The 22,994-nt window shown below is 56.9% G+C and carries 17 protein-coding genes; 8 read left to right on the top strand and 9 right to left on the bottom strand.

All coding sequences use genetic code 11. From position 1 onward, the window contains the following. Positions 1-8: 8 nt before the first annotated feature. The 6 genes from brxC (at position 9) to I6L47_RS05325 (ending at position 13,141) form a co-directional block, all read left to right on the top strand. Positions 9-3,659, top strand: coding sequence for a BREX system P-loop protein BrxC (gene brxC / locus I6L47_RS05350; protein ID WP_216948840.1), 3,651 nt, complete (start codon positions 9-11; stop codon positions 3,657-3,659). A 2-nt stretch (positions 3,660-3,661) separates the two neighbouring features. Continuing rightward, on the top strand, positions 3,662-5,563 hold the full coding sequence (locus I6L47_RS05345) for a hypothetical protein (protein WP_216948839.1): 1,902 nt from the start codon (positions 3,662-3,664) through the stop codon (positions 5,561-5,563). Beyond that, complete coding sequence (locus I6L47_RS05340) at positions 5,560-7,503, top strand: hypothetical protein (protein WP_216948838.1); 1,944 nt, start codon at positions 5,560-5,562, stop codon at positions 7,501-7,503. Before I6L47_RS05345 ends, I6L47_RS05340 begins: the two co-directional genes overlap by 4 nt. Continuing rightward, entirely contained in the window at positions 7,500-10,022 is a 2,523-nt protein-coding gene (locus tag I6L47_RS05335; RefSeq protein WP_216948837.1) for a PglZ domain-containing protein, read from the top strand. Before I6L47_RS05340 ends, I6L47_RS05335 begins: the two co-directional genes overlap by 4 nt. A gap of 2 nt (positions 10,023-10,024) precedes the next feature. After that, positions 10,025-12,082: a BREX system Lon protease-like protein BrxL gene (gene brxL / locus I6L47_RS05330; protein ID WP_216948836.1), complete on the top strand. Its 2,058-nt coding sequence runs from the start codon at positions 10,025-10,027 to the stop codon at positions 12,080-12,082. Between the two features lie 501 nt (positions 12,083-12,583). Continuing rightward, on the top strand, positions 12,584-13,141 hold the full coding sequence (locus I6L47_RS05325; protein ID WP_254204821.1) for an integrase arm-type DNA-binding domain-containing protein: 558 nt from the start codon (positions 12,584-12,586) through the stop codon (positions 13,139-13,141). Positions 13,142-13,144: 3 nt separating this feature from the next. Here I6L47_RS05325 and I6L47_RS05320 read toward each other — a convergent pair. The 4 genes from I6L47_RS05320 to I6L47_RS05305 form a co-directional block, all read right to left on the bottom strand. Next, positions 13,145-14,307 (bottom strand): IS3 family transposase gene (locus tag I6L47_RS05320; RefSeq protein WP_216947903.1). Its coding sequence is split into 2 segments (ribosomal slippage): positions 13,145-14,052 and positions 14,052-14,307, totalling 1,164 coding nucleotides; the frame shifts between segments, so codons are not numbered across the junction. Between the two features lie 210 nt (positions 14,308-14,517). Beyond that, positions 14,518-16,050, bottom strand: a complete 1,533-nt coding sequence (locus tag I6L47_RS05315; RefSeq protein WP_216948835.1) for a tripartite tricarboxylate transporter permease — start codon at positions 16,048-16,050, stop codon at positions 14,518-14,520. 9 nt (positions 16,051-16,059) lie between these two features. Next, complete coding sequence (locus I6L47_RS05310; protein ID WP_005350923.1) at positions 16,060-16,491, bottom strand: tripartite tricarboxylate transporter TctB family protein; 432 nt, start codon at positions 16,489-16,491, stop codon at positions 16,060-16,062. Between the two features lie 11 nt (positions 16,492-16,502). Next, complete coding sequence (locus I6L47_RS05305; protein ID WP_216948834.1) at positions 16,503-17,489, bottom strand: tripartite tricarboxylate transporter substrate binding protein; 987 nt, start codon at positions 17,487-17,489, stop codon at positions 16,503-16,505. Positions 17,490-17,711: 222 nt separating this feature from the next. Here I6L47_RS05305 and tctD point away from each other — a divergent pair, with 222 nt between their 5' ends. Both tctD and I6L47_RS05295 read left to right on the top strand, forming a co-directional pair. Beyond that, complete coding sequence (gene tctD, locus I6L47_RS05300) at positions 17,712-18,386, top strand: transcriptional regulator TctD (protein WP_005350926.1); 675 nt, start codon at positions 17,712-17,714, stop codon at positions 18,384-18,386. Beyond that, positions 18,382-19,785, top strand: coding sequence for a sensor histidine kinase (locus tag I6L47_RS05295; protein ID WP_367949202.1), 1,404 nt, complete (start codon positions 18,382-18,384; stop codon positions 19,783-19,785). Before tctD ends, I6L47_RS05295 begins: the two co-directional genes overlap by 5 nt. Positions 19,786-19,851: 66 nt before the next feature. Here the strand turns inward: I6L47_RS05295 and I6L47_RS05290 are convergent, their stop codons facing one another. The 5 genes from I6L47_RS05290 to I6L47_RS05270 all read right to left on the bottom strand — a co-directional run bounded on the left by I6L47_RS05290 (position 19,852) and on the right by I6L47_RS05270 (position 22,790). Next, complete coding sequence (locus tag I6L47_RS05290) at positions 19,852-20,100, bottom strand: GlsB/YeaQ/YmgE family stress response membrane protein (protein WP_005359720.1); 249 nt, start codon at positions 20,098-20,100, stop codon at positions 19,852-19,854. Between the two features lie 247 nt (positions 20,101-20,347). After that, on the bottom strand, positions 20,348-20,524 hold the full coding sequence (locus I6L47_RS05285) for a DUF3606 domain-containing protein (RefSeq protein WP_021229425.1): 177 nt from the start codon (positions 20,522-20,524) through the stop codon (positions 20,348-20,350). A gap of 253 nt (positions 20,525-20,777) precedes the next feature. Beyond that, positions 20,778-21,509 (bottom strand): UDP-2,3-diacylglucosamine diphosphatase, encoded by a 732-nt coding sequence (gene lpxH, locus I6L47_RS05280; protein ID WP_216948833.1) that lies wholly within the window; start codon positions 21,507-21,509, stop codon positions 20,778-20,780. Further along, positions 21,506-22,303 carry a DUF4269 domain-containing protein gene (locus tag I6L47_RS05275; protein WP_216948832.1) on the bottom strand — a complete coding sequence of 266 codons (798 nt, stop codon included), beginning with the start codon at positions 22,301-22,303 and terminating at the stop codon, positions 21,506-21,508. Before I6L47_RS05275 ends, lpxH begins: the two co-directional genes overlap by 4 nt. Further along, complete coding sequence (locus tag I6L47_RS05270) at positions 22,293-22,790, bottom strand: peptidylprolyl isomerase (RefSeq protein ID WP_005337417.1); 498 nt, start codon at positions 22,788-22,790, stop codon at positions 22,293-22,295. The genes I6L47_RS05275 and I6L47_RS05270 overlap by 11 nt, the downstream gene beginning before the upstream one ends. Positions 22,791-22,994: the final 204 nt, after the last annotated feature.

The following is a 22,994-nucleotide window of genomic DNA, read 5'->3' as shown; positions in this document are numbered from 1 at the left end:
GGTAAAACATGACGATCAAAAAACTCTTCGACCCCAGCAAGAACATCAATCGCAGCATTGAAAAGGTCATTACCTATGGCGTGTCACAAGAGGCGCGCCTGAAATCGGAAATCTCCGAATATGTGGTCACCGACAGCATCGACCAGCAGTTCGAGAATCTCCTGCTCAAAATGGAAGCCGCCATGGATATTGGTGGCGAAAATGAAGTCGGCGTCTGGGTGTCAGGCTTCTATGGCTCCGGTAAGAGCTCGTTTACCAAGTATCTGGGGTTGGCATTTGATGACAGCATCACTATTGATGGTGTTCCATTTATTCAGCATCTCCAAGATCGCCTGAAGCGTCAGCAAACCAAATCATTGCTGTCAAACGTAGCCAAGCGCTTTCCGGCTGCAGTGCTGATGTTGGACCTGGCCAGCGAACAGGTCGCAGGTGCGACCATGGAAGAGGTGTCAACGGTCCTTTTCTACAAGGTGCTGCAATGGGCGGGCTATTCGCGCAATCTTAAAGTTGCTGCGCTGGAACGCAGGCTTAAGAAGGAAGGCCGCTACAACGAATTCCTAGACGCATTCAAAGAAGCTGCGGGCGGTGAAGACTGGAACAACTACCGCAATGACGAGTTGGTGGTCGATAGTCTCATCCCTGAGATCGCGCATAAGCTGTACCCCACGCTTTTCAAGACGCCCACCTCGTTCACGACTGAATCCAGTGAAATCGTCGTGTTCGAAAACGACCGTGTGCGTGAAATGCTGGAAATTGCCCGCGAGGCATCGGGCAAGGAATACATCATCTTCATCATCGATGAAGTGGGTCAGTACGTTGGCCCACGGCCCAATCTGATCCTAAACCTCGATGGTTTGGCGAAGAACCTGAAAAACATCGGCGATGGCAAGGTCTGGATCGTCGGTACGGCGCAGCAAACGCTCACGGCGGATGACGCAAAGGCCGCTCTCAATTCGCCCGAGCTTTTCAAACTCAACGACCGCTTCCCGATCCAAATCGCCCTTGAATCCAACGACATCAAGGAAATTTGCTATACGCGGTTGTTGGGCAAATCGTCAGTAGCTGAAAGCCAATTGGGCGGGTTGTTTGATCAGTATGGTCAACAGCTGCGTCAGAACACCAAGCTGGTCGATGCACGTGTCTATGGCGTCGACTTCGATCGCAAGGCCTTTGTCGATCTCTACCCGTTCCTGCCTGCGCACTTCGACATCCTGCTGCACTTGCTCGGTGCACTGGCTAAGTCTACGGGGGGCATTGGCTTGCGCTCGGCGATCAAGGTGGTACAAGACATTCTGATCGACGGCACAGAGAGCAAGCCAGCCGTAGCAGAGCAAGAGGTTGGCTGGTTAGTTACTACAGTGACGCTGTTTGATGCACTGGATAAAGACATTAAACGCGCTTTCGCCACCTTGCACGCATCGGTCGAGAAAGCCACCAAAATCCGCTTTTCGGATTCCGAGCTGCATCAAAACATCGCCAAGACCGTCGCTGTTCTGCAAATCTTGGGCAACCTGCCTATCACCCGGCAAAACGTCACCAGCCTGATGCACGCCAGCATCTCCGGGGCATCTCAAGCAGATGCGGTGGCCAAAGCGGTTGAAGAGCTAATCAACGACCCCATCGTTCCCTTTGGCGAACAAGACGGCAACCTTTGCTTCTTCAGCGAAAAGCTTAACGACATTGAGCAAGAACGCAGCCAAGTTGCCCTTCGCGGTGTTGAGCTGCGGCGCATCGTCAATGAAGCATTAACCAGTGTTTATGCACCACTGCCGGCTACCCAGTTGCACGGCTCCTACGCCGTCTCTACCGGGCTCAAGGCGCAATCGGCTGGCAACGTGCCCGCATCGTTGGCGGGTGAGCGCAATCAGATCCAAACCATTGTAGAGCTGGTCGACCCCAAAGAAATCGATAACGCTCGTACCCGTCTCACTGACGAATCGCGTCACAACTCGTCCAAGTTCAACATCTATCTGGTGGGTCGCACCACGCCGGAAATGGATGAACTGACGGCCGACATCCACCGCTGCCGAGAAATCGCCAACCGCTACCGCAGCGATCCGGATCAAGAGATCCGCGAATACTGCAACGGCCAAGCCGACCGTGCCGAGCACCTCAGCACCAAACTGAGGGCGCAGATCCAGCGCAGTCTGTTGCAAGGCTCGTTCATCTTCCGAGGCCAGGTTGTTGCAGTGGATACGCTGGCAACCGAATTGCTGGATGCCGCGCGTAAGCACCTGAGCGAAGTCGCCGAACAAGTATTCGATCGCTATGCAGAAGCACCGGTGCGCGCTGGAACCGAACTCGCCGAGAAATTCCTCCGGGTCGGTAATTTGTCAGGCATCACCAGTGCGCTCGATCCGCTGAACCTTGTGCAAACCCAAAGCGGGCGGCATAGCATTCGCACCGACCACCTGGCCATGATCAGCATCCGTGATTACATCGATCGCAATGGCACCGTGGACGGCAAACGCCTGACCGACGTCTTTGCTGATGCGCCTTTTGGATGGTCAGCAGACACCCTGCGCTATCTGGTGGCAGCCATGCTGCTGGCTGGTGAGATCAAGCTCAAGGTGGCGGGGCGCGAAGTGACCGTCAACGGCCAGCAAGCCATCGACGCTATCAAGACCAACAACACCTTCAAGAGCATCGGCATTTCGCTGCGCGGCGGCGACCGTCCGTCAAACGACGTACTCGCACGCGCAGCAATCCGGTTGACCGAACTCACGGGCGACACCGTCGTGCCGTTGGAAGACGATATCAGCAAGGTCACCACCAAGCTCTTTCCGCAACTGCAGCACCAATATGGCCCGCTCACGGAGAAGCTGCGTGCCCTGAGCCTGCCGGGAGTAAAACGCCTGCAAGATCTCACACACGAGATTAACGACGTCCTGCTTACCGATGCGTCGGATGCGCCACGCCGCTTGGGCAATGAGCAGTCCGAGCTGTTCGAAAATCTCAAATGGGCGGCCGAAGTCAAACTCAAGTTGGAGCAAGGCCTGGAGCAAACGCTGCGCGATCTGCGTCAGCACTGCACGGCCATTGCTAGCCTGCCGAACGTGGCCTTGCTGGCCAAGCTGAAAGAAGAGTTGGCTGAGGCGCTCAGCCTGATTGAGGAGCGCCTGCAGCAGGCTGATTTCTATCGTTTTGCGGCCGATTTCAGCACCAGCCTCACCACCATTCGTGCCCGCATTCGCGATACGGTGATTGCGATGCAAGACCTGCTTAAAACACGCATCAAAGAGGCCGAGGTTGACCTCAAGCGCGTGCCGGAATGGATCAAGCTCACCCAGCAAGAGCAAACCGAACTGCTGGGCAACCTTGAGCGCCTGATTGTAGACGTGGCCCCAGACTTGGCGGGCCTCACCACCATGCTCAACAAGGACTACGAACTGCAATCCCAAGTGCAATCGCTCAAGCATCGCATCGAGCGCTTGGGGCAACAGCGCATCAGGGAAGAGTTAGAAGCAGAAACGACACAACCGGAAGAGGCACATGAGCCAAAACCCATTGTGCAGCGTCAATTCAAAGCGAAGACAAAGATTACGTCATTGAATGATCTAGATGCCCTGATCTCGCAACTGCAACAACTGCGTGGTGAACTGAGATATGCCCATGAGTTTGCGCTCAAGCTCGAATTGCAGGAAGAGGGGGACGCATAAGCATGGCTTTTGATCAATCTACCCGTGGGCGTTTGCAAAAGCTGGTTAACAGTTGCCGCGCCCTGCTATCTGACGAATTCAGTATCCAGCTTCAGCAGACCTACGGCCTGGACCCCAACACCGGTGAAGTGACGCCCATGGCCCGACTCAGCCATCTAGACGACCGCCAGCGTCACACGGCCGAAGTGCTGCGCCAAACCCTGGCGCACTACCTGGGCGCAGATGCCGACGACACCAATCATCGCATTGCTGTGCTCGACCGTATGGTGCGCGAGCAAGCCTTTACCGTGCTCAACCGCTTAGCGGCATTGTTGATGATGGAAGCGCGTGGACAACTTTTCGAGTCGCTCAGCAAAGGCTACCAATCGCGTGGCTACCAGCTCTATAGTCGCATTGCCGGTACGGCGCTGGGTGAAACCGGTCAGTCATATCAGGTTTATCTGTTCAGCGTGTTCGACGAGCTGGCGCAAGAGCTGCCCGCTCTATTTGATCGCTATGCTGCCAACGGTTTGCTGTTCCCGCGTGAGACCGCCCTGCGTGCGCTGCTGGATGAACTGAACCACTTTGAGATTGAACCTCTCTGGGCGGCAGACGAAACCATCGGTTGGATTTACCAATATTTCAACTCCAAAGAAGAGCGCAAAGCTATGCGTGATGCCAGCCAGGCTCCACGCAATAGCCGCGAGCTTGCTGTACGCAACCAGTTCTTTACGCCGCGCTACGTGGTGGAGTTTTTGGTCGATAACACGCTGGGGCGGCTCTGGTTCAACGCTACGGGCGGACAAACAGAACTGCTGGACCGCTGCCAATACTTGCTGGCCAAGCCTGATGAGCAACCGCAAGCAGCTATCAAACTGCGCGACCCGCGCACCCTGAAGCTGCTGGACCCGGCCTGCGGTTCTATGCACTTTGGCCTGTATGCCTTCGATCTGTTCCTTGAGATTTACCGTGAAGCCTGGGCCTGGGAACTGCAACATGGCCCAGGTTCGCTCGATGTCTCGACCCATCCCCAAGCTGCACTTAAGCCACTGAGCCAGACTTATGAGGACGAAGCCGCTTTTGCGCGCGATGTGCCACGTCTGATTATCGAATACAACATCTACGGCGTGGACATTGACCCGCGTGCTGCGCAGATCGCCACCTTGGCGCTGTGGCTACGGGCGCAGCGTGCTTGGCATGATACCAACGTGAAAGCCAAAGATCGCCCGTGTATTGGTCAAGGCCATGTGGTAGCTGCCATTGCACCACCCGCTGAACGTGAATTGCGCCAACAGTTTGCCGCCAACCTCGATCAACGCGATGCCGAACTGTTCGAAAAGACGCTGCAGCTACTAAAGGGCTTACCGGAGATGGGCGTGCTGCTCCAGGTCGAGCGCGAGCTACCGAATCTGATTAGCCAAGTCTATGTGGGCAAGGGCACAGGCCTGTTTGCCGCGCAGGAGCAGGCAAGCTGGCAACAAGCTGAGGCGCGCCTGTGCGCTGAACTAACTGAATTTGCCCAGTCCGCGAAATCGACCTACCAAGGGCGTCTATTTGCTCAAGATGCGCTACAAGGATTGCGCCTCATTGATCTGTGTCGCGAAATGTTCGATGTGGTAGTGATGAACCCGCCTTTTGGCGCGCTGGCTTCAAACACCAAGGATCAACTTACTAAAGCCTATCCACGAAGCAAAAACGACCTGCTTGCCATCATGGTAGAGCGTGGGCTGGAACTACTACGCAGTGGTGGACGTCTTGGTGCTATCACCTCGCGCACCTGTTTTTTCATTTCTAGCTATCAGAAATGGCGTGAAGAAGTGGTATTAGGCCTTGCCCGCCCTGAGGTTATGGCGGACCTCGGTTATGGCGTGATGGATGATGCGATGGTGGAAGCCGCCGCCTATGTGTTGGAGAAACAAGCATGACGAAATTTTTGCGCCTGCTGACGGATAAAGATAAAGCCACTAACCTGCTGGCCAGTTGCACCGCCTTACGTGCTGGAGATCCCGATACACGGGTATTTAAAGTCGCGCCGGAAACATTTCGCGCGGTGCCGGGGGCACCGTTTGCGTATTGGGTGAGTGAGGCAGTGAGAGAACTCTTTCAAAACTTGCCTGCGCTTGGTGATAACGGACGGCAAGCGCAACGAGCGCTTTCAACCAATAATGATTTTAGATACTTGAGAATATGGTGGGAAAGAGAAAAGGATTTTGCGACTTCCCGCCCTGCTTCTGGTTGGCTTCCCTTTGCAAAGGGTGGCAGTTTCTCACGCTTTTACGCCGACATTTACCTGCTGGTGAATTGGGTATCCGAAGGAATCGAAATCGAGGCTGAAGCGTGTAAGAAGTTTCCATATTTGAACGGAAATGCAGACTGGGTACTCCACCGCGAATGTAACTACCTTAGACCGGGACTCACTTGGCCTAGGCGGACGCAAGGAGGCCTCAGCCTTCGTGCTATGCCCCAGGGCTGCATCTTTGCCGACAAAGGCCCGGCAGCCTTTGTGGCTGATGATGCGCACGACACCCTATTAGCATTGCTCGCCCTAGTAAACAGTCAAGCCTTTGGCCTGCTGGTGTCCCTGCAAATGGCGTTTGGTTCCTACGAAGTTGGCATAATTCAAAAGACACCAATCCCAGACCTGAACATTGAGCAGCAAGCCATGCTCGCTGATTTGGCTCGTCGCTCCTGGTCACTCAAACGCACACTGGACACCATCGAAGAAACTTCCCACGCTTTCACGTTACCTGCGGTGCTGCGTGCCTGCTTAGGCGATTACAATCCGCCCACTATCGAAGCTGAGTTACGGCGTATCCAGGCTGAGATAGATGCTATCACCTTCGATCTCTACGGCTTTAACGAGTCTGACCGCGCCGCTATGCAGGGCAGCCAGGGGGCAGCCAATGAAGGAAATGCCGAAATCGACACAGATGACGAGGGTGATGAAGATGGCAGCGCTTCACCCATCGATAAAACGGCCGACTTATTGAGCTGGGCCGTCGGCGTGGCCTTTGGCCGCTTCGACTGGCGCTTGGCCACTGGTGAGCGCGCAGCACCCGCCGAGCCAGAACCCTTCGATCCGCTACCAGCTAAAAGCCCAGGCATGCTGCCCGATGGCGCTGAGCCCTTCCATGCGCATGCTGGCATTTTGGTTGACGACAAGGGGCATCCCCACGATTTGGCTCGCTTGGTTGAAGAAGTGCTTACCCGCGTAGATGTTGCTGTGCCGGACGATGTGCGCCGCTGGCTGCGCAAGGATTTCTTCGCCTTCCATTTGCAACGCTATTCCAAGAGTCGCCGCAAAGCGCCCATCTACTGGCCGCTGAGCACGGCGTCCGGCAGTTATACGCTGTGGGTCTATTACCCATCCTTGAATAATCAGACGCTGTTTACAGCGGTGAATGATTTCCTCGATGGCCCCAACGGCAAGCTGACACAAGTCAGCCGTGAGTGCGCAGAGTTGCGTATCAAGGGCAGCGGTCGTTCACGTGATGAGGAAAAGCAATTTGAGGCGCTGCAAACCTTTGAGCAAGAGCTCACCGACCTGCGCGACACCTTGCTCAAGCTCGCACCGACCTACCAACCCAACCACGACGACGGTGTGCAAATCACCGCTGCGCCGCTCTGGTCGCTATTCCGCCATAAGCCCTGGCAAAAAGTGTTGAAAGACACCTGGGCCAAGCTGGAGAAAGGCAACTACGACTGGGCGCACCTGGCCATGACCTACTGGCCAGAGCGCGTGCGCGAGAAGTGCAAGACAGACAAATCCCTTGCCATCGCCCATGGGCTGGAAGATTTGTACATCGAGCCAGAGAAGGCGCCCAAGAAAACGCGTGGAAAAAAGAAAGCGGGAGCTAACGCATGAGTATTGCTGAATTTATCCAGGACAAAATATTGCGGCCTCGGTTGCAGAAAGCCGGTAGCCTCGTTGTATATGACCCCGCAGGCTATTACCAAGGCGTCTGTAACGGTTTAGCCGACGAAAAGCTGCTGGTTGTAGATGCATCAAAGAGCAGTATTGATAGTCGGGTTGCTGCCATGCAGGGTCTGCGTGAGGTGATCGATCGGCAGCTCGCTGGAATCTTGGTTTATGTGCCAGCAAAAGCGCCCGAAAGCGATGAAGAACGGCAAACTGATCCATTCGCTCCCATCGCTGCAGCGGGAGCAATTTTCCCTGAAGGGGATGGTGACAGCTTTCAAAGCCTTTGCCTGAAGGCGAAGCCAGATCATACCACGGCGATACGGGCTATCTTCGAGCAGGATGCTTCACCTAGTTTTGCAGTGGTGGACGCGATTGGCGGCGGCTTGGGCTGGCCCAACTTGCGTGCGCTACTGGCAGTCGAGTCCGCCCGGGACATTCTGTTTGCGCTGCTTGTGCCAAACGATGCACAGCAGGCCGCATTGAAAGGCAGCGATAGCTGGGTGACAGAGGCGCGTGATTTGCTCCGCAATAGCATGGGGCTGACATTGAAGACCCGGGGCAAGACATGGGACTCTGTGGCCAATGAGTTGTGGCGTTTTGTCTTGTTCAGCGAGTTTGTATTTGATTTGCCTGGTAACTTGCCTGCCAACTTGAATGATGTGCCTCGAGCCGAGGTACATGCCAAACCTTTGATTGAAGACTTGTGCGAGCGGCTGCGTAATGATCGCCGTACCCAGACTACCTATATTGAACGCGCAGAGGAAATTGAGAGGGATTTCAATCTGGTCAGCTATTTTGATGGTTGGTCTGATTTGGGGAATCGAGATACGTTCCCGTTTGAAGAGCGCACATTTTTGAGCCGTGCTATCAACGGTATTTTACGCGATGACATTGACCTGGTAATGAGTATCTCAGAACACCGACAGCAGTCGGTGTGGACAGGCAAAGGCGAGAGCCGTGCCCAGTGGGATTTGATTCGATCTGCTGCTGAGTTGCTGCAAACCTGTGATGACATGGAGCGGCAACTTTCTGATAACGCTCGTAATCTTGATATGCTGGTGGCCTTTTATGTGAGCAACCTGCGTGAGGTTGATCGCTTACATCGCGAGTTCGAGCAGGCTGTGGGTGATTTCGACTGGCAAGATACGCAAAGCATCATGACGCCGGTCAAACAGCAAGTGCGCAAGCAGTATGGCAAACTGGCCGAGAAGGTGCAGCTGATCTTTACCCGGCATGTGCAGCAAAGCGGCTGGCCGCTAGCTGGACAGCTATCGAATGCTGATGTGTTCGACTGCATCGTCGCGCCTAAGTTGCAAAAGAACGGCCACAAGGTGGCGTACTTCATGATCGATGCGCTGCGCTACGAATTAGGTGTGGCGCTAGAGCGACAATTGTTGGAAGACGGACAAGTTGAAATTCAAGCTGCCATGGCGCAGCTACCGAGTATCACGCCTGTCGGCATGGCGAGTTTGTTGCCAGGTGCTGGGCAGCAACTTCGTATCAAGAACGATGAACATTGTCTGCTACCAATGTTGGGTGATCAGGCGGTGGGCACAGTCGCTCAGCGTATGGATGTGCTTAATAAAAAGTACGGCCAACGTTTCGAAGAGGGGCGCCTAGAAGACTTTGTTCGCGGACGTTTCGATATTTCCCCTGAAACCGACTTGCTAGTGTTGCGCGCGGTTGAGATAGATAGCCACTTTGAAAATCACCCCGACACTGCGCCTGCTGAGATTACCAATGCGCTGAAGCGTATTCGGGTCGCTATCCATAAGTTGAAAGAGCGAGGTTTTCACGAGGTAGTGATTGCGACCGATCACGGCTTCTTCATGAACACCCACGCAGGTGCGGGCGATGTTTGCAGCAAGCCAGCTGGCAACTGGATTGGCATTCATGACCGGTGCGCACTGGGTGACGGTGCTGGCGATGGGAACCACTTGGTTATCTCAGCTGAGAAGATGGGTATACGGGGCGATTTTGCCAAGTTAGCAGCGCCATATTCACTGGCGGCTTACCGTAGTAGCTTGCTCTATTATCACGGCGGTATTTCGCTTCAAGAGTGCGTTGTGCCGGTGATAACGATGCAGTTAAAAGCATCCAATCAGCCTGCTCTTCAGAAAGCCTCAGTAGCGATGAGCTACAAAAACGGTGCCAAGGCAATTACTACTCGTATGCCCGTCATCGATCTTGCAATTGAAACAACAGATATGTTTTCGATTGAAAACAATTTTGAAATTTTGCTGGAAGCCCACAATAAAAAGGGTGATGTAGTGGGCGAGGCTAAAGCGGGAGGCGTTGTCAACCCGGCCACAGGAACATTATCTTTGACGCCCGGTGACAAGGTTCAAGTCACACTCAGGATGCACATGGATTTCGAAGGTAAATTCAAGGTAAAGGCTTTGCATCCAACAACTTATGCAGTGTATTGCCAACTTGACCTAGAAACGGACTATGCGGTGTAAAAATGATGAATGAACTTGACCAAAAGCTGACTGATACCTTTGATGGCAAGGTGTTGCGCAAGGATCTACTCCATCGAATCAAGAAGGGAACTAACGTTCCGACATTTGTGTTGGAGTTCCTGCTTGCGCGCTTTTGTGCGAGTGACGATCAAGCAGAAATGGATGCAGGTATGGAGGCGGTACTAGCCAGCCTGCAAGACAATTATGTAAAACCTGACGAGGCCAATGCCGCGCAGTCAAAGGTTGCAACCAAGGGCAAGCATCGCTTTATCGACAAGGTTCATGTGCGGTATGTCGAGAAAGAAAAGCGCCATTGGGCCTCATTGGAAAACTTCAACTCACAGCGTATCGCTATCGGTGATAAATTTTATCGAGACAATGACCGTTTGCTGGAAGGGGGGATTTGGGCTGAAGTAACGTTGGCACATAACGCCATCGAGGAAGACGACTACGCGTTTTACATTGAGGACTTACGTCCCATCCAGATCAGCCGCTTTGATTTTGACCGATATTGTGAAGGTCGAATGAAGTTCACCCGTGATGAATGGATCGCGGTGATCCTGCGTACCGTTGGCCTGGAGCCGACAAAGCTCTCAAAGCGTGTTTGCATGCATTTTATTGCGCGCCTAGCGGCACTCGTTGAGCCTAATTACAACTACATTGAGCTTGGGCCACGAGGCACTGGAAAGTCGTATTTCTTCAGTGAATTTTCCCCCTACGCCACACTTATTTCTGGTGGACAGGCGACTAAGTCGGCACTGTTCTACAACAACGCACGTCGTAAGGTTGGGTTGGTAGGTTTTTGGGACACGGTAGCGTTTGATGAGGTTGGCGGCATCAAAGTCAAAGATCCAGACACTATTCAGATCATGAAGGATTTCATGGCGAATGGACGCTTTTCACGCGGCGCAGAAGTGATCGCTGATGCCAGTCTTAGCTTTGTTGGCAACTTCGACCTTTCTATCAGCCAAGTAGTTAACTCGGCCGAACATGATCTTTTCCAGCCATTACCTGCAGAGTTTGACCTCGCCATCATGGATCGATTTGCAGCCTATATACCTGGTTGGGAAATGCCCAAGAACAGTAGTGAGTTTCTAACCAACTGCTACGGGTTCATTACCGACTACCTGGCGGAAGCATTCCACTACCAGTTCAAGCATACCAATCGATATGAAGAGGTCAGCAAGCGGATCCGTCTAGGCAAGAGTGTTGAAGGCCGTGATGAAAAAGGCATCAAAAAAACCGTTTGTGCCTTCCTGAAAATTCTGCACCCGACTGGTTCTCCGACCGATCAGGAATTCGAAGAATATGTTTCCTATGCGGTCGAGTGCCGTCGACGCGTGAAAGAACAGATGAATAAACGCAAACCCGATGATGAGTTTGCGCGCATCGATCTCTCATTCCTTAATGCGCTGGGGCAAGAGGTGATTGTCTATTGCCCTGAGTCGAAAGATGCTTCAGCAACACAGCAGCCTTTGCGGCGGAAACTCAACGACAAGAGTGCACATGAACGTAACGTGGCGACAGAGGTTAGACAAGAGTTACCTGCAATCCAAGATGAACCGATATCCTCTGTCGTTGTGCCTGATGAATTGATCGAACGCCATTTCACAATCATGTATGGGGATATGGGACATAGTTATGAGTCGATCATTGGCCCTTATCTACAAGGGGCTAAGGCTGTCGTCATTGAAGAACCCTATGTTCGGCTTCAGCACCAGATCCAGAATTTCGTTCGCTTTTGTGAATGTATTTTGAAAGCTGGGACAGTGAAGAAAATCAACCTTGTTACCGGATACGATGACAATACGCAGCTGGTCGATATCCAACAAAAACTCGACGAATTGAAGCAGAGCCTTTTGGAGCTTGATGTGGAACTGGAAGTGAAACTCAATCCGAACATGCACGATCGGGAGATCCGCATCGACAATGGGTGGGTCATCAAGATTGGTCGAGGACTGGATTTTTTCCAGAAACCAAGTGGTTGGTTTGAAGTGGGCACACATGATTTGAGTTTACGCAAGTGCTTAGAAACGAAGGTGGATATTTTCCGGGCTTGATTTCTCGGTAGTCTACGAAGCAACTGCCACCTTGACTGTTGAAGACTGTCTCAGGAAATGAGAGGTAAAGTGTTCACGTTGAACCGGAATCGGTGTTCATGATCGGCCGGAATATGCAGCAGGGCGGTGGTACTAAAATATTATTGGTATACGGATAGGTATACGATGAGTTTTTTATAATGCGCATTCGTTGATTTTAGAGGCTTTGGGGCGTCATCTTCGATTCCGGCCTCGGCACCAAACTATAGTTTCATACAGTCTCAAGACATACCATAAACCCGCATAGCTAAAGGCTTTGCGGGTTTTTTGTTGTCTCTCGTCGTATCATAAGGCCTCATGACATCCCCCCGAGTTTGGGGGTACTTTTGGGGGTACATGTTCCTACTGGGGTAAAAAGTACCCCCAGATGCCCGCAATCCCGCGCCATTCCTGGCCTGTGAGGTAGAGGCTTATACCCCCAGCGTCTGTCATGTACCCCCAATTGAATCGGGAGATACCCCCATGCCGCTATCTGATACCGCAGCTCGACAAGCCAAGTTCACTGGTAAGCAGCAGAAGCTGTCTGATGAAAAGGGCCTCTTTTTACTTATAACTTCGTCGGGGAAGTACTGGCGCCTCAAGTTCCGCTTTGCTGGAAAGGAGAAGGTGCTAGCTCTAGGGGTCTACCCAGAGGTTTCCTTGAAAGAGGCGAGGGCTAAGCGAGAGGAGGCGCGCAGGCAACTGGCAGACGGTATCGACCCCAGTCTTGCCCGTAAGCAGAGCAAGGTGGCCAACCGACTCGCCAGCGAGAACAGCTTTGAGGTCATTGCCAGGGAGTGGCACCAGTGTCAGCTAGCTCGCTGGAGCCCAGGCCATGCCAAGCGGGTGATCGAGTCTTTGGAAGTGGATGCCTTTCCCGACCTGGGGCTAGTTCCGGTAGCAGAACTAACAGCGCCGATCATGTTGGATGCTCTGCGCAAGATAGAGGCGAGGGGAGCGACTGAAACTGCTGGGCGGGTGCTGCAACGGATCAGTTCCGTCATGCGTTACGCCATCCAGACTGGGCGGGTCAGCTTGTAGTGGTCAACTAAATCCGGACACTTGGTTAGGCCGAACCTCGGCTTTTGCTGGCGGTATCCCGTCATTGTGGTGATGTGGACGCCGCCAGTTGTAGTAATCCATCAGGTAATAACTGATATCCCGCTTCGCCTCTCGCAAGCTCATATATCCCATAGCCGGGAGCCACTCTGACTTCAGGCTCCTGAACAGTCGCTCCATCGGGGCGTTATCCCAGCAGTTGCCACGCCGACTCATGCTCTGGGTCATGCGATAGCGCCACAGTCGTTGCCGAAATGCCCGGCTGCCATATTGGCTGCCCTGGTCAGAGTGAAACAGCACGCCTGACGGACAACCTCGTTGCTGATACGCCATCTCAAGTGCTTTGATGGCCAGCTCTGCATCAGGCTTATCAGACATCCCCCAGCCCACGACCCGCCGGGTGTACAGGTCAAGAATCGCTGCCAGGTAACGCCAACGACCACCTGCCCAGACGTAGGTGATATCGCCACACCACACCTGATTGGGTTGCTGGACATCAAATTCGCGGGCCAGCAGATTGGGAATGTCCGGTCGTTCAGACCGAGCGACCTGATAGCGATGAGCGCCCGGTTGCTTGGATACCAGACCGGCTTCCTTCATCAGGTTACGTACTTTGAATCGACCAATCTGATACCCCAACTCCCGCATCATCGACATCAAGGCGCGGCTGCCCGCTGAGTTCCGGCTTTCTTTGAACAAACGGCGCAACTCACAGCGCTGTTGCATACGTTCACGGTTAATCGTCCGCCTGCGAGCCAGATAATCGTAAAAACAGGAGGTGGGAACATCGAAAGCGCAGCAGACCAGAGTGATGGGGGCTTGCTCCCTTAATCGGTCTATCAGCGCGTACGTGTGAACTCGTCCGCCATCAAGAGAGCAGTAGCCTTTTTTAGTATGTCCTTTTCACGTTCGAGCTGGTTGATGCGGGCTTCCAGCTCCTGAATTTTCTGCTGCTCCGGAGTCAGTGCTTTGCTGATTGGGGTTGTGCCGCAGCGTTCGGATTGGAGCTGCTGAACCCAGCGACGCAGTACGGTTTCACCGACATCCAGTGAACGGCTGGCTTCAGGGACAGAGTATCCCTGGTCGAGTACCAGGGATGCGGCTTCGAGTTTGAATTCGGCAGTAAATGAGCGACGTAATCTTGTCATTGAACACCTCAGGTCATGGTGGCGACTGTACCACCTAAAATGGTGTCCGGGATGATTAGACCACTACACAGGGAACGCGGGGCGATTAGCGTTGATATATTGGGTGTTTTTATACCGTTAGTGACAGATGGATGCGGTCTGTAAAAAGGGCGAGATCGTTCAGATCTCGCCCTTTTGTATCAATAAACCCGTCATCTCTGTCTTATCAGGTCAGGCACCCTGCTCCGGGCGTGCGTCCGGGATCAGCGGATCGGCTTTGCGGCGGCGCAGCAGGCGTACCAGCGGGGGCAGGGTGATCACTGCAATGGCCAGTACCAGCAGGGTCTGGCTGATGCCGCTGCTCCACAGGATGGCGGTGTCGCCATTGCTGATGGAGAGGGCGCGGCGCAGGTTCTGCTCCAGCATTTCACCCAGCACGAAACCCAGAATGAGCGGTGACATGGGGAAGTGCATCTTGCGCAGCAGGTAGCCAAAGACCCCGAGGGCCACCATCAGCAGTAGATCGAAGGTGGTGCTGTGCACCGCATAGACTCCCACCGCCGAGACGCTGGCGATGGCGGGCACCAAAAACCAGAGCGGGATGGAGAGCATGCGGGTAAAGAGCCCCACCATGGGGATGTTCATCACCAGCAGCATGACGTTGGCCAGCAAGAGGGCGGCGATCAGTCCCCACACCACATCGGGCTGTTCGGTGAACATGGTGGGGCCGGGGGTGATGTTATAGAGGGTCAGCGCCCCCATCATCACCGCTGTGGTGCCCGAACCCGGCACCCCCAGGGTCAGCATGGGGATAAAGGAGCCACAGGCTGAGGCGTTGTTGGCCGCCTCCGGTGCGGCCACGCCGCGAATGTCCCCCTCGCCGAATTTGGCATTGGGCCCCGCCAGTCGCTTCTCGGTCATATAGGTGATAGCACTGGCGATGGTGGCACCGGCGCCGGGCAGAATGCCGACGAAGAAGCCGATGGTGGAGGAGCGCAACATGGTGCCGGTGCAATGGACCAGCTCCTTGAAGTTGAACAGCATCCGCCCGGTGGTGCGCACCAGCTTGCCGCCACCGCTGGTGTGTTCCAGCATCAGCAGGATCTCGCTCACCGAGAAGAGGCCGATTACCACCACGATAAACTGCACCCCGTCCGAGAGGTGAACGCTGTCGAAGGTGAAGCGATAGACGCCGGTGTTGGCATCCACCCCGACGGTGGCGAGCCCCAGCCCAATCAGCGCCGCCATAAAGGATTTGAGCAGGTTCTGGCTCATCATGCTGCCAAGGCAGGCGATGGCGAACACCATCAGGGCGAAATACTCCGCCGGGCCGAAGGCGAGGGACCAGCGCGCCAGCGCCGGGGCGAACAGAATGATCCCGCCGATGGCGAGCATGGAGCCGACAAAGGAGCTGACCGCCGAGATGGAGAGGGCCACTCCCGCCTTGCCCTGCTGGGCCATGGGGTAGCCATCCAGCGCGGTCATGATGGCAGCGGCATCCCCCGGCACGTTGAGCAGGATAGAGGAGATCCGCCCGCCATACTCACAACCGATATAGACGGTGGCGAGCAGAATGAGCGCCGATTCGGGGGGCAGTTTCAGGGCAAAAGCCAGCGGCAACAGGATGGCGACCCCGTTGATGGGGCCAAGGCCCGGTAGCAGGCCGACCACGGTGCCGACAAAGCAGCCGATGAGGGCAATCACCAGATTCTCCGGGGTGAGTGCCACCGCAAAGCCCTGGGATAGGTACATCCAGGTATCCATATTGACTCCTTAAGAGAACCAGACGCCGAGGGGCAGGGTGACATCCAGCAGCCGGTCGAAGGCGAGATAGAGCACCAGACCGCCGACGACGCCGGAGAGCAGGGCGGCTTTGGCAGAGGCGCCAAACAGGCGCCCCAGAACAAAGGTGAGCAGGGTGGTGGCCAGCGGAAAGCCCAGCCACTCGAAGCTGGCACCGTACCCGGCCAGCGCCACCACCATGATGGCGAGGTGGCGCAGGGTACGCAGCGGCGGCCAGCTGACGGTGTCCGGCTGGCGGCGCAGCAGCAACAGGGCGCAGAGCGCCATCAGGCCGATGATGCCGAGCGGGAAGGGGCGCGGCCCCAGCGGCTCATAGCTGTATTCGCTCTGGATCTGCCAGGCGATGGCGGCGCCTGCCAGACAGAGCAGCAGCCAGATGGCGGCGAAGATGCGATCGCTCATGGCTGCGGCTCCTATTTGGCCAGACCGAAGGCTTTGGCCTGCTCGCGATATTGCGCCACCTGCTCCTTGACGTAGCTGTCGAGCGCCTCGCCGGTGAGGTCAAACTCGAACAGGCCGCGTAGATCCCGCTGCGCCTTGAAGGTGTCGGTCTTCACCAGCTGATCGAAGGTCTGCTTCCACCACTGGTATTCGCTGTCGCTTACCTTGGGGCCGACATAGAAGCCGCGGATCACCGGCCACACCAGGTCATAACCCTGTTCCTTGGCGGTGGGGATGGTGGCCAGCTTGCCGGGCAGCCGCTCGGCTGAGAACACCGCCAGCACCCGCAGTTTGTCGCCGCCGATATAGGGCACCATCTCGCTCAGATCGCCGGAGACCGCCTGCACATGGTTGCCAAGCAGCGCGGTGACCGGCTCGCCACCCCCTTCAAAGGCGACGTAGCGCATCTTGTGGGGGTCAACCCCGGCCTGTTTGGCCAGCAGCGCCGTCTTCATCCAGTCCTGACTGCCGATGGAGGCACCTGCCCCGATCACCACACTGTTGGGATCGCGCTCCATAGCGCTCACCAGCTCCTTGAGGTTCTGATAGGGGGCATCGTGGCGCACCGCGATCATGCCGTAATCGGTGCCCACCGCCGCCAGCCAGCGCACATCGTCCACCCCGTAACGGCCAAATTTCCCCTGTGAGAGGTTGAGCAGGGAGCCACCGGAGAAGGCGACCACGGTCCCCGCCTCGGCGGGGCGCTGGGCCACGATGGCGTTGTAGGCCACGGCGCCGACCCCGCCCGGCATGTAGGTGACCCGCATCGGCTTGTCGATGGTGCCGGTCTCCTGCAGGCTCACCTGCAGCAGCTTGCAGGTGAGATCGAAACCACCGCCCGGTTTGGCCGGTGCGATGCATTCGGTACGGCTCGGGGTCGCGGCACTTTCGGCCGCCTGCAGTGGCTGGGCGCCGAGCAGGGTCAGCAGGGCGAGGGCATGACGTGTGCGTTGCTTCATGGTTGTGTGCTCCATCTTGTCGTTGTTTTTCCTGGGTGTGACTCCGTCGATAGACGAAGTGATGCGAAATTGTTAAAACAACAACCTTTCATTCACCTTTCAATCGCTGACCAAGAGCCGGGAGTGTGACCCTGATCGCACCTTCTCCCGCAATGGCAGTGACGAAGGGATGCAGTTGAAGCAGTGCGGCTGAATGCTGCGGTTAGGAGCAAGGGGAGAGGGATGCGCTTGCTGTTGGCAGAAGATAATCACGAACTGGCCCACTGGCTGTCGCGGGCACTCACCAGCGCCGGTTTCGCGGTGGATTGGGTGGCTGACGGAGCTCAGGCTGACCACCTGCTGCGCCACGAACAGTACGCGCTGGCGGTGCTCGATATCGAGATGCCCAAGCTCGACGGGCTGGCGGTACTCGGCCGGTTGCGAAGTCGGGGGCAGGGGGTGCCGGTGCTGCTGCTCACCGCCCGCGGCGCGGTGGAGGAGCGGATCTGCGGTCTCAATGCCGGAGCCGATGACTATCTGGCCAAGCCGTTCGATCTGGGGGAGCTGGATGCCCGGTTGCGAGCCCTGCTGCGGCGCAGCGAAAGCGGTGGTGCCGAGCTGCGGCTGGGGCGCCTGACCCTGCACCCCGACGGCTATTTTCTGCTGGCCGATGCCCGCCTTGCCCTGACTCCGCGCGAACTGGCGCTGCTGACAGCGCTGATGTATCGCCATGGGCGGCCGGTCGCCAAGGGGCAGCTGTTCGAGCAGGTGTTCAACCTCGATGACGAGGTAGGGCTCGACAGCATCGATCTCTATATCCACCGGCTGCGCAAAAAGCTGGTGGGCAGCGGGGTGGTGATCACCACCCTGCGCGGTCTCGGCTATCTGCTGGAAGCGGCGCCGGAGGCTTCCCATTAGTCGCTCCCTGCTCCATCAACTGCTGCTGTTTCTGGGGGGCCCACTGCTGATCCTCTGGGCCGCCTCGGCCTGGTACAGCTACTACGGCGCACTGGCGGCGGCCACCTCGGCCTATGATCGTACCCTGCTCGCCTCGGCCCGCACCGTTGCCGAGCGGCTGACGGCAGCCGAGGGCAGCCTCAGGGTGGATGTGCCCTATGTGGTGCTCGACAGCTTCGAGCGCAACATGCGCGATCGCCTCTTCTATCAGGTGCGAAGCATCGACGATAGGGTCATCTCCGGCTTTGACGACTTGCCCCCCATGCCCGTCGGTACGCCCCTGACCGACCGCTATCCGGCGCTCGCCTACTTCTACGACGGGCTCTATCAGGAGGCACCGATCCGTGCCGTGATGCTGCTGCAACCGGTAGGCGAGGGGGGCGTCAACGGCATGGCCCGCATCACGGTGGCGGAAACCCTGCTCGGTCGCCAGCAGTTGGCGGAGCAGTTGCTCTGGTCGGCCCTGCTGACCCAGGGGGCGCTGGTGGTGCTCACCCTGCTGCTCGCTTATCTGTTGCTCAAACGGCTGCTCACTCCGATGCGCCGTTTGTCGCGGGAGATCTTGCGCCGCGACGCCGCCAATCTTGCCGCCTTACCCGACCTGCTCCCCTGGCAGGAGACCCGGCCGCTGGTGCAGGCGTTCAACCGCCAGCTGGCCCGATTACGCCAGCTGGTGGCCCGGCAGGAGCGCTTTAGCGCCGATGCCGCCCATCAACTGCGCACCCCGCTCACCATTTTGAAAACCCAGGTGGAGGTTGCGCGCGGCAGTGGCGATCCGGCCCTGATGAGCGAAAGCCTCGATGCCATGGCCGTGCGGCTCGATCACACCATCGCCCTGACCGAACGGTTACTGTTGCTGGCCCGGCTCAAATCGGACGAGTGCTCCGGGCTGCGCCAGCGTGAGCCCATGGAGTTGACGGCGCTGGTGCAGCAGGCCTGTTTGTCACGGTTGGCGCAGGCGCGGAGCAAGGGGATCGATCTCGGTTACGAAGGGGAGGAGTCCGCCATCATGGTGGCGGGGGAGCCGCTGCTGCTCGGGGAGCTTTGCGCCAACCTGCTCGACAACGCCATCAAATACACCCCGCCCCATGGCACCGTGACGGCGCGGGTGGTGCGAAGCAACGGGCAGATCTGGCTGGAGGTAGAGGATAGCGGTCCCGGCATCGCCCCCGAGCTGGCGGAGCGAGTCTGGCAGCCGTTCCAGCGCCTCGAGCAGGGGAGCGAACAGCCGGGAGCGGGGCTTGGTCTGGCGCTGGTACGCGATATCGCCCACTATCACCACGGCGAGGTGGTGTTGCTGCCGGCCACCCAGCTGGGTGGCTTGCTGGTGAGGCTGATCTTGCCGTTGGCAACATCGTGAGGGCGATAAAAAAAGAGAGGGCACCTCGCGGTGCCCTGTTTATCTACACATAGATGGCGTTGGGGGTCAGCTGCGGATCTTGTTGAAGACAAACAGGACGATAAGGGCGCCCACGGTCGCCAGCGCGATGCTCGGGATATTGAAACCGGTCACCGAGCCCAGCCCCAGCAGGGTACCCACATAGCCGCCAACCATGGCACCGACAATCCCCAGCAGGGCAGTCATAAAGAAGCCACCACCGTCGCGACCCGGCATGATCCACTTCGCCAGAATACCCACCAACAGTCCCAATACGATCCAGGTGATAAAGCCCATGGATTAATCCTCTCTGTGTGTTTGAGCCCGCATTATAGGCAGGGATGCCGGGATGCGAAGGGCCAGACGGTGCTGGCTGGTCACAAGCTGTCGGACTGCGGCCGGCGCTGGTCGGGCTGCACAGTCCGGTTATGAGCGGTTGAATGGCGGTATGTGCGCCGCCAAACAGGGGCGGGGATGGCTCACGTAAAGGTCAAGATGAGAAAAGCCCCGCGAGCTAGGCTTGGTCTGTGACGGGGTTGTGCCCTCACTTTTTGAGGTGTTTTCGGATCGCCTTGCCTGAGGTGCCGACTGCCTTGACCGCCCGTTTGAGCTGGACTTCGGTGCACTCGAACATTTTGACCCACTGCTTCATCTCATAGGGATCGTTGACATTGATCTTCTTGGCATCGAACGGGTGAGCGACCGCATTGCTGTCAGGCATATAAACCTCAACTTGTTGAAATAGCTGGCGAGAAAGACATTTCTGCCTGAGCGCCATCATCCTCTCAATTGGCAAGGGGCAAGGTGACGGAGTTCACACAACCCGGGGACTGAAGGAGGAGTGCAGGTTTGCTTTGCTGATCTGTGAGCAATCGCCACTTATTCGCTCGCGCCTGATGCGCTGTGAACCGGATGGCGCGAACGATGGTGGGGATGATGGGGCGTTTTTGTGGGTCAACCGGACTGACGGGCTATCAAGCCTCTGCCAGCGCCCGCATTTCCAGCCGCTGTTCGCCTGGGCGGCAGACCAGCACCGAGCCTTGCTCGAACCAGTCTCCCAGCACGATGCGGCGGGCGGGGTGGCCATCGAGGGTGAAGTCGTGGATGGCGGGTCTGTGGGTGTGGCCGTGGATCATCATCCGGCAGTCGTGGGCGCGCAGGGTGTCGTCCACCGCTGCGGGCGTCACATCCATGATGATCTGGCTCTTGTGGGCATTTTCCATCTGGCTTTGGCCGCGCATCTTGCAGGCGATGGCCTGACGGCGGGCGAGCGGCAGACGCAGGAACAGCCAGCGCAGCCATTTGAGCTGGGTGATGCGGCGAAACTTCTGATACCCCTCATCCAGGGTGCAGAGCAGATCGCCGTGGCTCAGCACTACCCGCTCCCCATAGAGGTCGATAACGCAAGGATCCCCCAGCAATGTCATCCCCGCGCGCTTGGCAAACTGTTGCCCCAGCAGAAAGTCACGGTTGCCGTGGATAAAGTAGATGGGCACGTTCTGCTGGCTCAGGGCCAAAAAGGCATCGGCCATCTGTTGATGAAGCGGATTGGGGTCATCATCGCCAATCCAGAATTCGAAGAGATCCCCCAGCACATAGAGGGCATCGGCGCTGGGGGCGTCGTGCTCGAGAAAGCGCACCAGTGCCGCGGTCATATCGGGCCGCTGGGCAGAGAGGTGAATGTCACTGATAAAAAGGGTGCTCATGATGTGGGGGTCGGGCTCTCGGTCGAAACAGGGCAAACAGGGGTGGCAGAGATAGTAGACACAACAGGGGACGAATCGTGCGCGGCGGGCGCCATCGTGCCAGTTGAGGTATGGATATCGTCACGGGATGGCGGCTGCCATGACAGCTCGGCCAGATTGCGTCCCTCCAGCGTCAGCAGCGCTTCATAAGGATCGCCCGCCAGCCCCAGCAACCGGCACATGGCTGCTTCTCCTTTCAGACCCTCTTCAAGGCGCAGGCGCAGCACTTCACGGTAGAAAGCATCGCCAAACCGCTCGAGCAGGGCCGCCATCAGGGTGAGGTGGCGCCAGCCATTCAGCGTCTCGATGGGAGCTGGGGTGACGTAGAGCTCCAGCGGCCAGCTGGCTTCGCTTTGATCGCAACCGCTAACAGCACAGCTCTGGTCGAGACAGGAAAAGGTGCGCTCCAGCAGCCAGATATTGCCGCCCTTGTCGCTCGCCTGCCAACCTTGCTCTGCAAAAGTAGCGGCAAACGCCGCAGGATCGGGATGCTGGCAGAGAATATCGAGATCGCTGCCCGGCCGATCGAGGCCGATGGCCAGCGTGCTTACCAGCGCCAGATCGGCGCACTGCGCGGCCAGCTCATCCCACACACCGGCGGTGAGCAGGGCATGGGCCGAGCGCTGACGCGGGTTGCCGTGGGCCAGATAGTCGAGGCGGCGCCAGTTCGGACTGGCTGTGGGGGAGGCAGATGGAAAAACTGCGGCCGGGGCCGCAGTTTTGTCAGTGCCGAGTCGGCAGAGATCAGTCAGCAAGGGTCACCTTGGTGATCACCACGTCTTCTACCGGCACGTCCTGGTGGATGCGGCCGTAGTTACCGGTCTTGACGCCCTTGATCTTGTTGACCACGTCCATACCGGCGGTCACTTCACCGAATACGCAGTAGCCAAAGCCCTGGGTGGTGGCGGATTTGAAGTCGAGGAAGTCGTTGTTGTTCACGTTGATGAAGAACTGGGCGCTGGCAGAGTGCGGCTCCATGGTGCGGGCCATGGCGATGGTGCCGATCTTGTTGGACAGGCCGTTGGCCGCTTCGTTCTTGATGGGAGCGCGGGTGTCTTTCTCTTCAAAGCCCGGAGCATAGCCGCCGCCCTGGATCATGAAGCCGTCGATGACGCGGTGGAAAATGGTGTTGTCGTAGTGACCGTCACGGCAGTATTGCAGGAAGTTGGCCACGGTTTCCGGGGCTTTTTCAGCGTTCAGGGTGAGGGTGATGTCGCCGTGATTGGTGTGCAGAGTGACCATGATATGTCCTTTCATTTGATGCGGGCGACGAAGTGCCCGCAGGTGTATGGCATAAAGTGGTGGCAATTCTAGCCCATCAGGGGCTGGCGGCATAGTCTCTCTGGCGCCGTAACCGTGCTGGCAGGCGGGATTGGCCCGCTTTTCTGCCTCGTTTTCTGCCCCCGAACGGGGTATTATGACCAACCATTTTACTCACAGGCAGTG

It is taken from the genome of Aeromonas sp. FDAARGOS 1417, assembly GCF_019046985.1.
GTDB classification, from domain to species: Bacteria; Pseudomonadota; Gammaproteobacteria; order Enterobacterales; family Aeromonadaceae; genus Aeromonas; species Aeromonas veronii.
Note: the sequence above shows the minus strand (reverse complement) of the source record. Positions and strands in the feature narration are given on the sequence as shown.

Excerpts from the sequence above, each read along its gene's own strand:
- brxC (WP_216948840.1), top strand. The coding sequence starts at position 9 with ATGACGATCAAAAAACTCTTCGACCCCAGCAAGAACATCAATCGCAGC.
- I6L47_RS05345 (WP_216948839.1), top strand. The coding sequence starts at position 3,662 with ATGGCTTTTGATCAATCTACCCGTGGGCGTTTGCAAAAGCTGGTTAAC.
- I6L47_RS05340 (WP_216948838.1), top strand. The coding sequence starts at position 5,560 with ATGACGAAATTTTTGCGCCTGCTGACGGATAAAGATAAAGCCACTAAC.
- I6L47_RS05335 (WP_216948837.1), top strand. The coding sequence starts at position 7,500 with ATGAGTATTGCTGAATTTATCCAGGACAAAATATTGCGGCCTCGGTTG.
- brxL (WP_216948836.1), top strand. The coding sequence starts at position 10,025 with ATGATGAATGAACTTGACCAAAAGCTGACTGATACCTTTGATGGCAAG.
- I6L47_RS05325 (WP_254204821.1), top strand. The coding sequence starts at position 12,584 with ATGCCGCTATCTGATACCGCAGCTCGACAAGCCAAGTTCACTGGTAAG.
- I6L47_RS05315 (WP_216948835.1), bottom strand. The coding sequence starts at position 16,050 with ATGGATACCTGGATGTACCTATCCCAGGGCTTTGCGGTGGCACTCACC.
- I6L47_RS05310 (WP_005350923.1), bottom strand. The coding sequence starts at position 16,491 with ATGAGCGATCGCATCTTCGCCGCCATCTGGCTGCTGCTCTGTCTGGCA.
- I6L47_RS05305 (WP_216948834.1), bottom strand. The coding sequence starts at position 17,489 with ATGAAGCAACGCACACGTCATGCCCTCGCCCTGCTGACCCTGCTCGGC.
- tctD (WP_005350926.1), top strand. The coding sequence starts at position 17,712 with ATGCGCTTGCTGTTGGCAGAAGATAATCACGAACTGGCCCACTGGCTG.
- I6L47_RS05290 (WP_005359720.1), bottom strand. The coding sequence starts at position 20,100 with ATGGGCTTTATCACCTGGATCGTATTGGGACTGTTGGTGGGTATTCTG.
- I6L47_RS05285 (WP_021229425.1), bottom strand. The coding sequence starts at position 20,524 with ATGCCTGACAGCAATGCGGTCGCTCACCCGTTCGATGCCAAGAAGATC.
- lpxH (WP_216948833.1), bottom strand. The coding sequence starts at position 21,509 with ATGAGCACCCTTTTTATCAGTGACATTCACCTCTCTGCCCAGCGGCCC.
- I6L47_RS05270 (WP_005337417.1), bottom strand. The coding sequence starts at position 22,790 with ATGGTCACTCTGCACACCAATCACGGCGACATCACCCTCACCCTGAAC.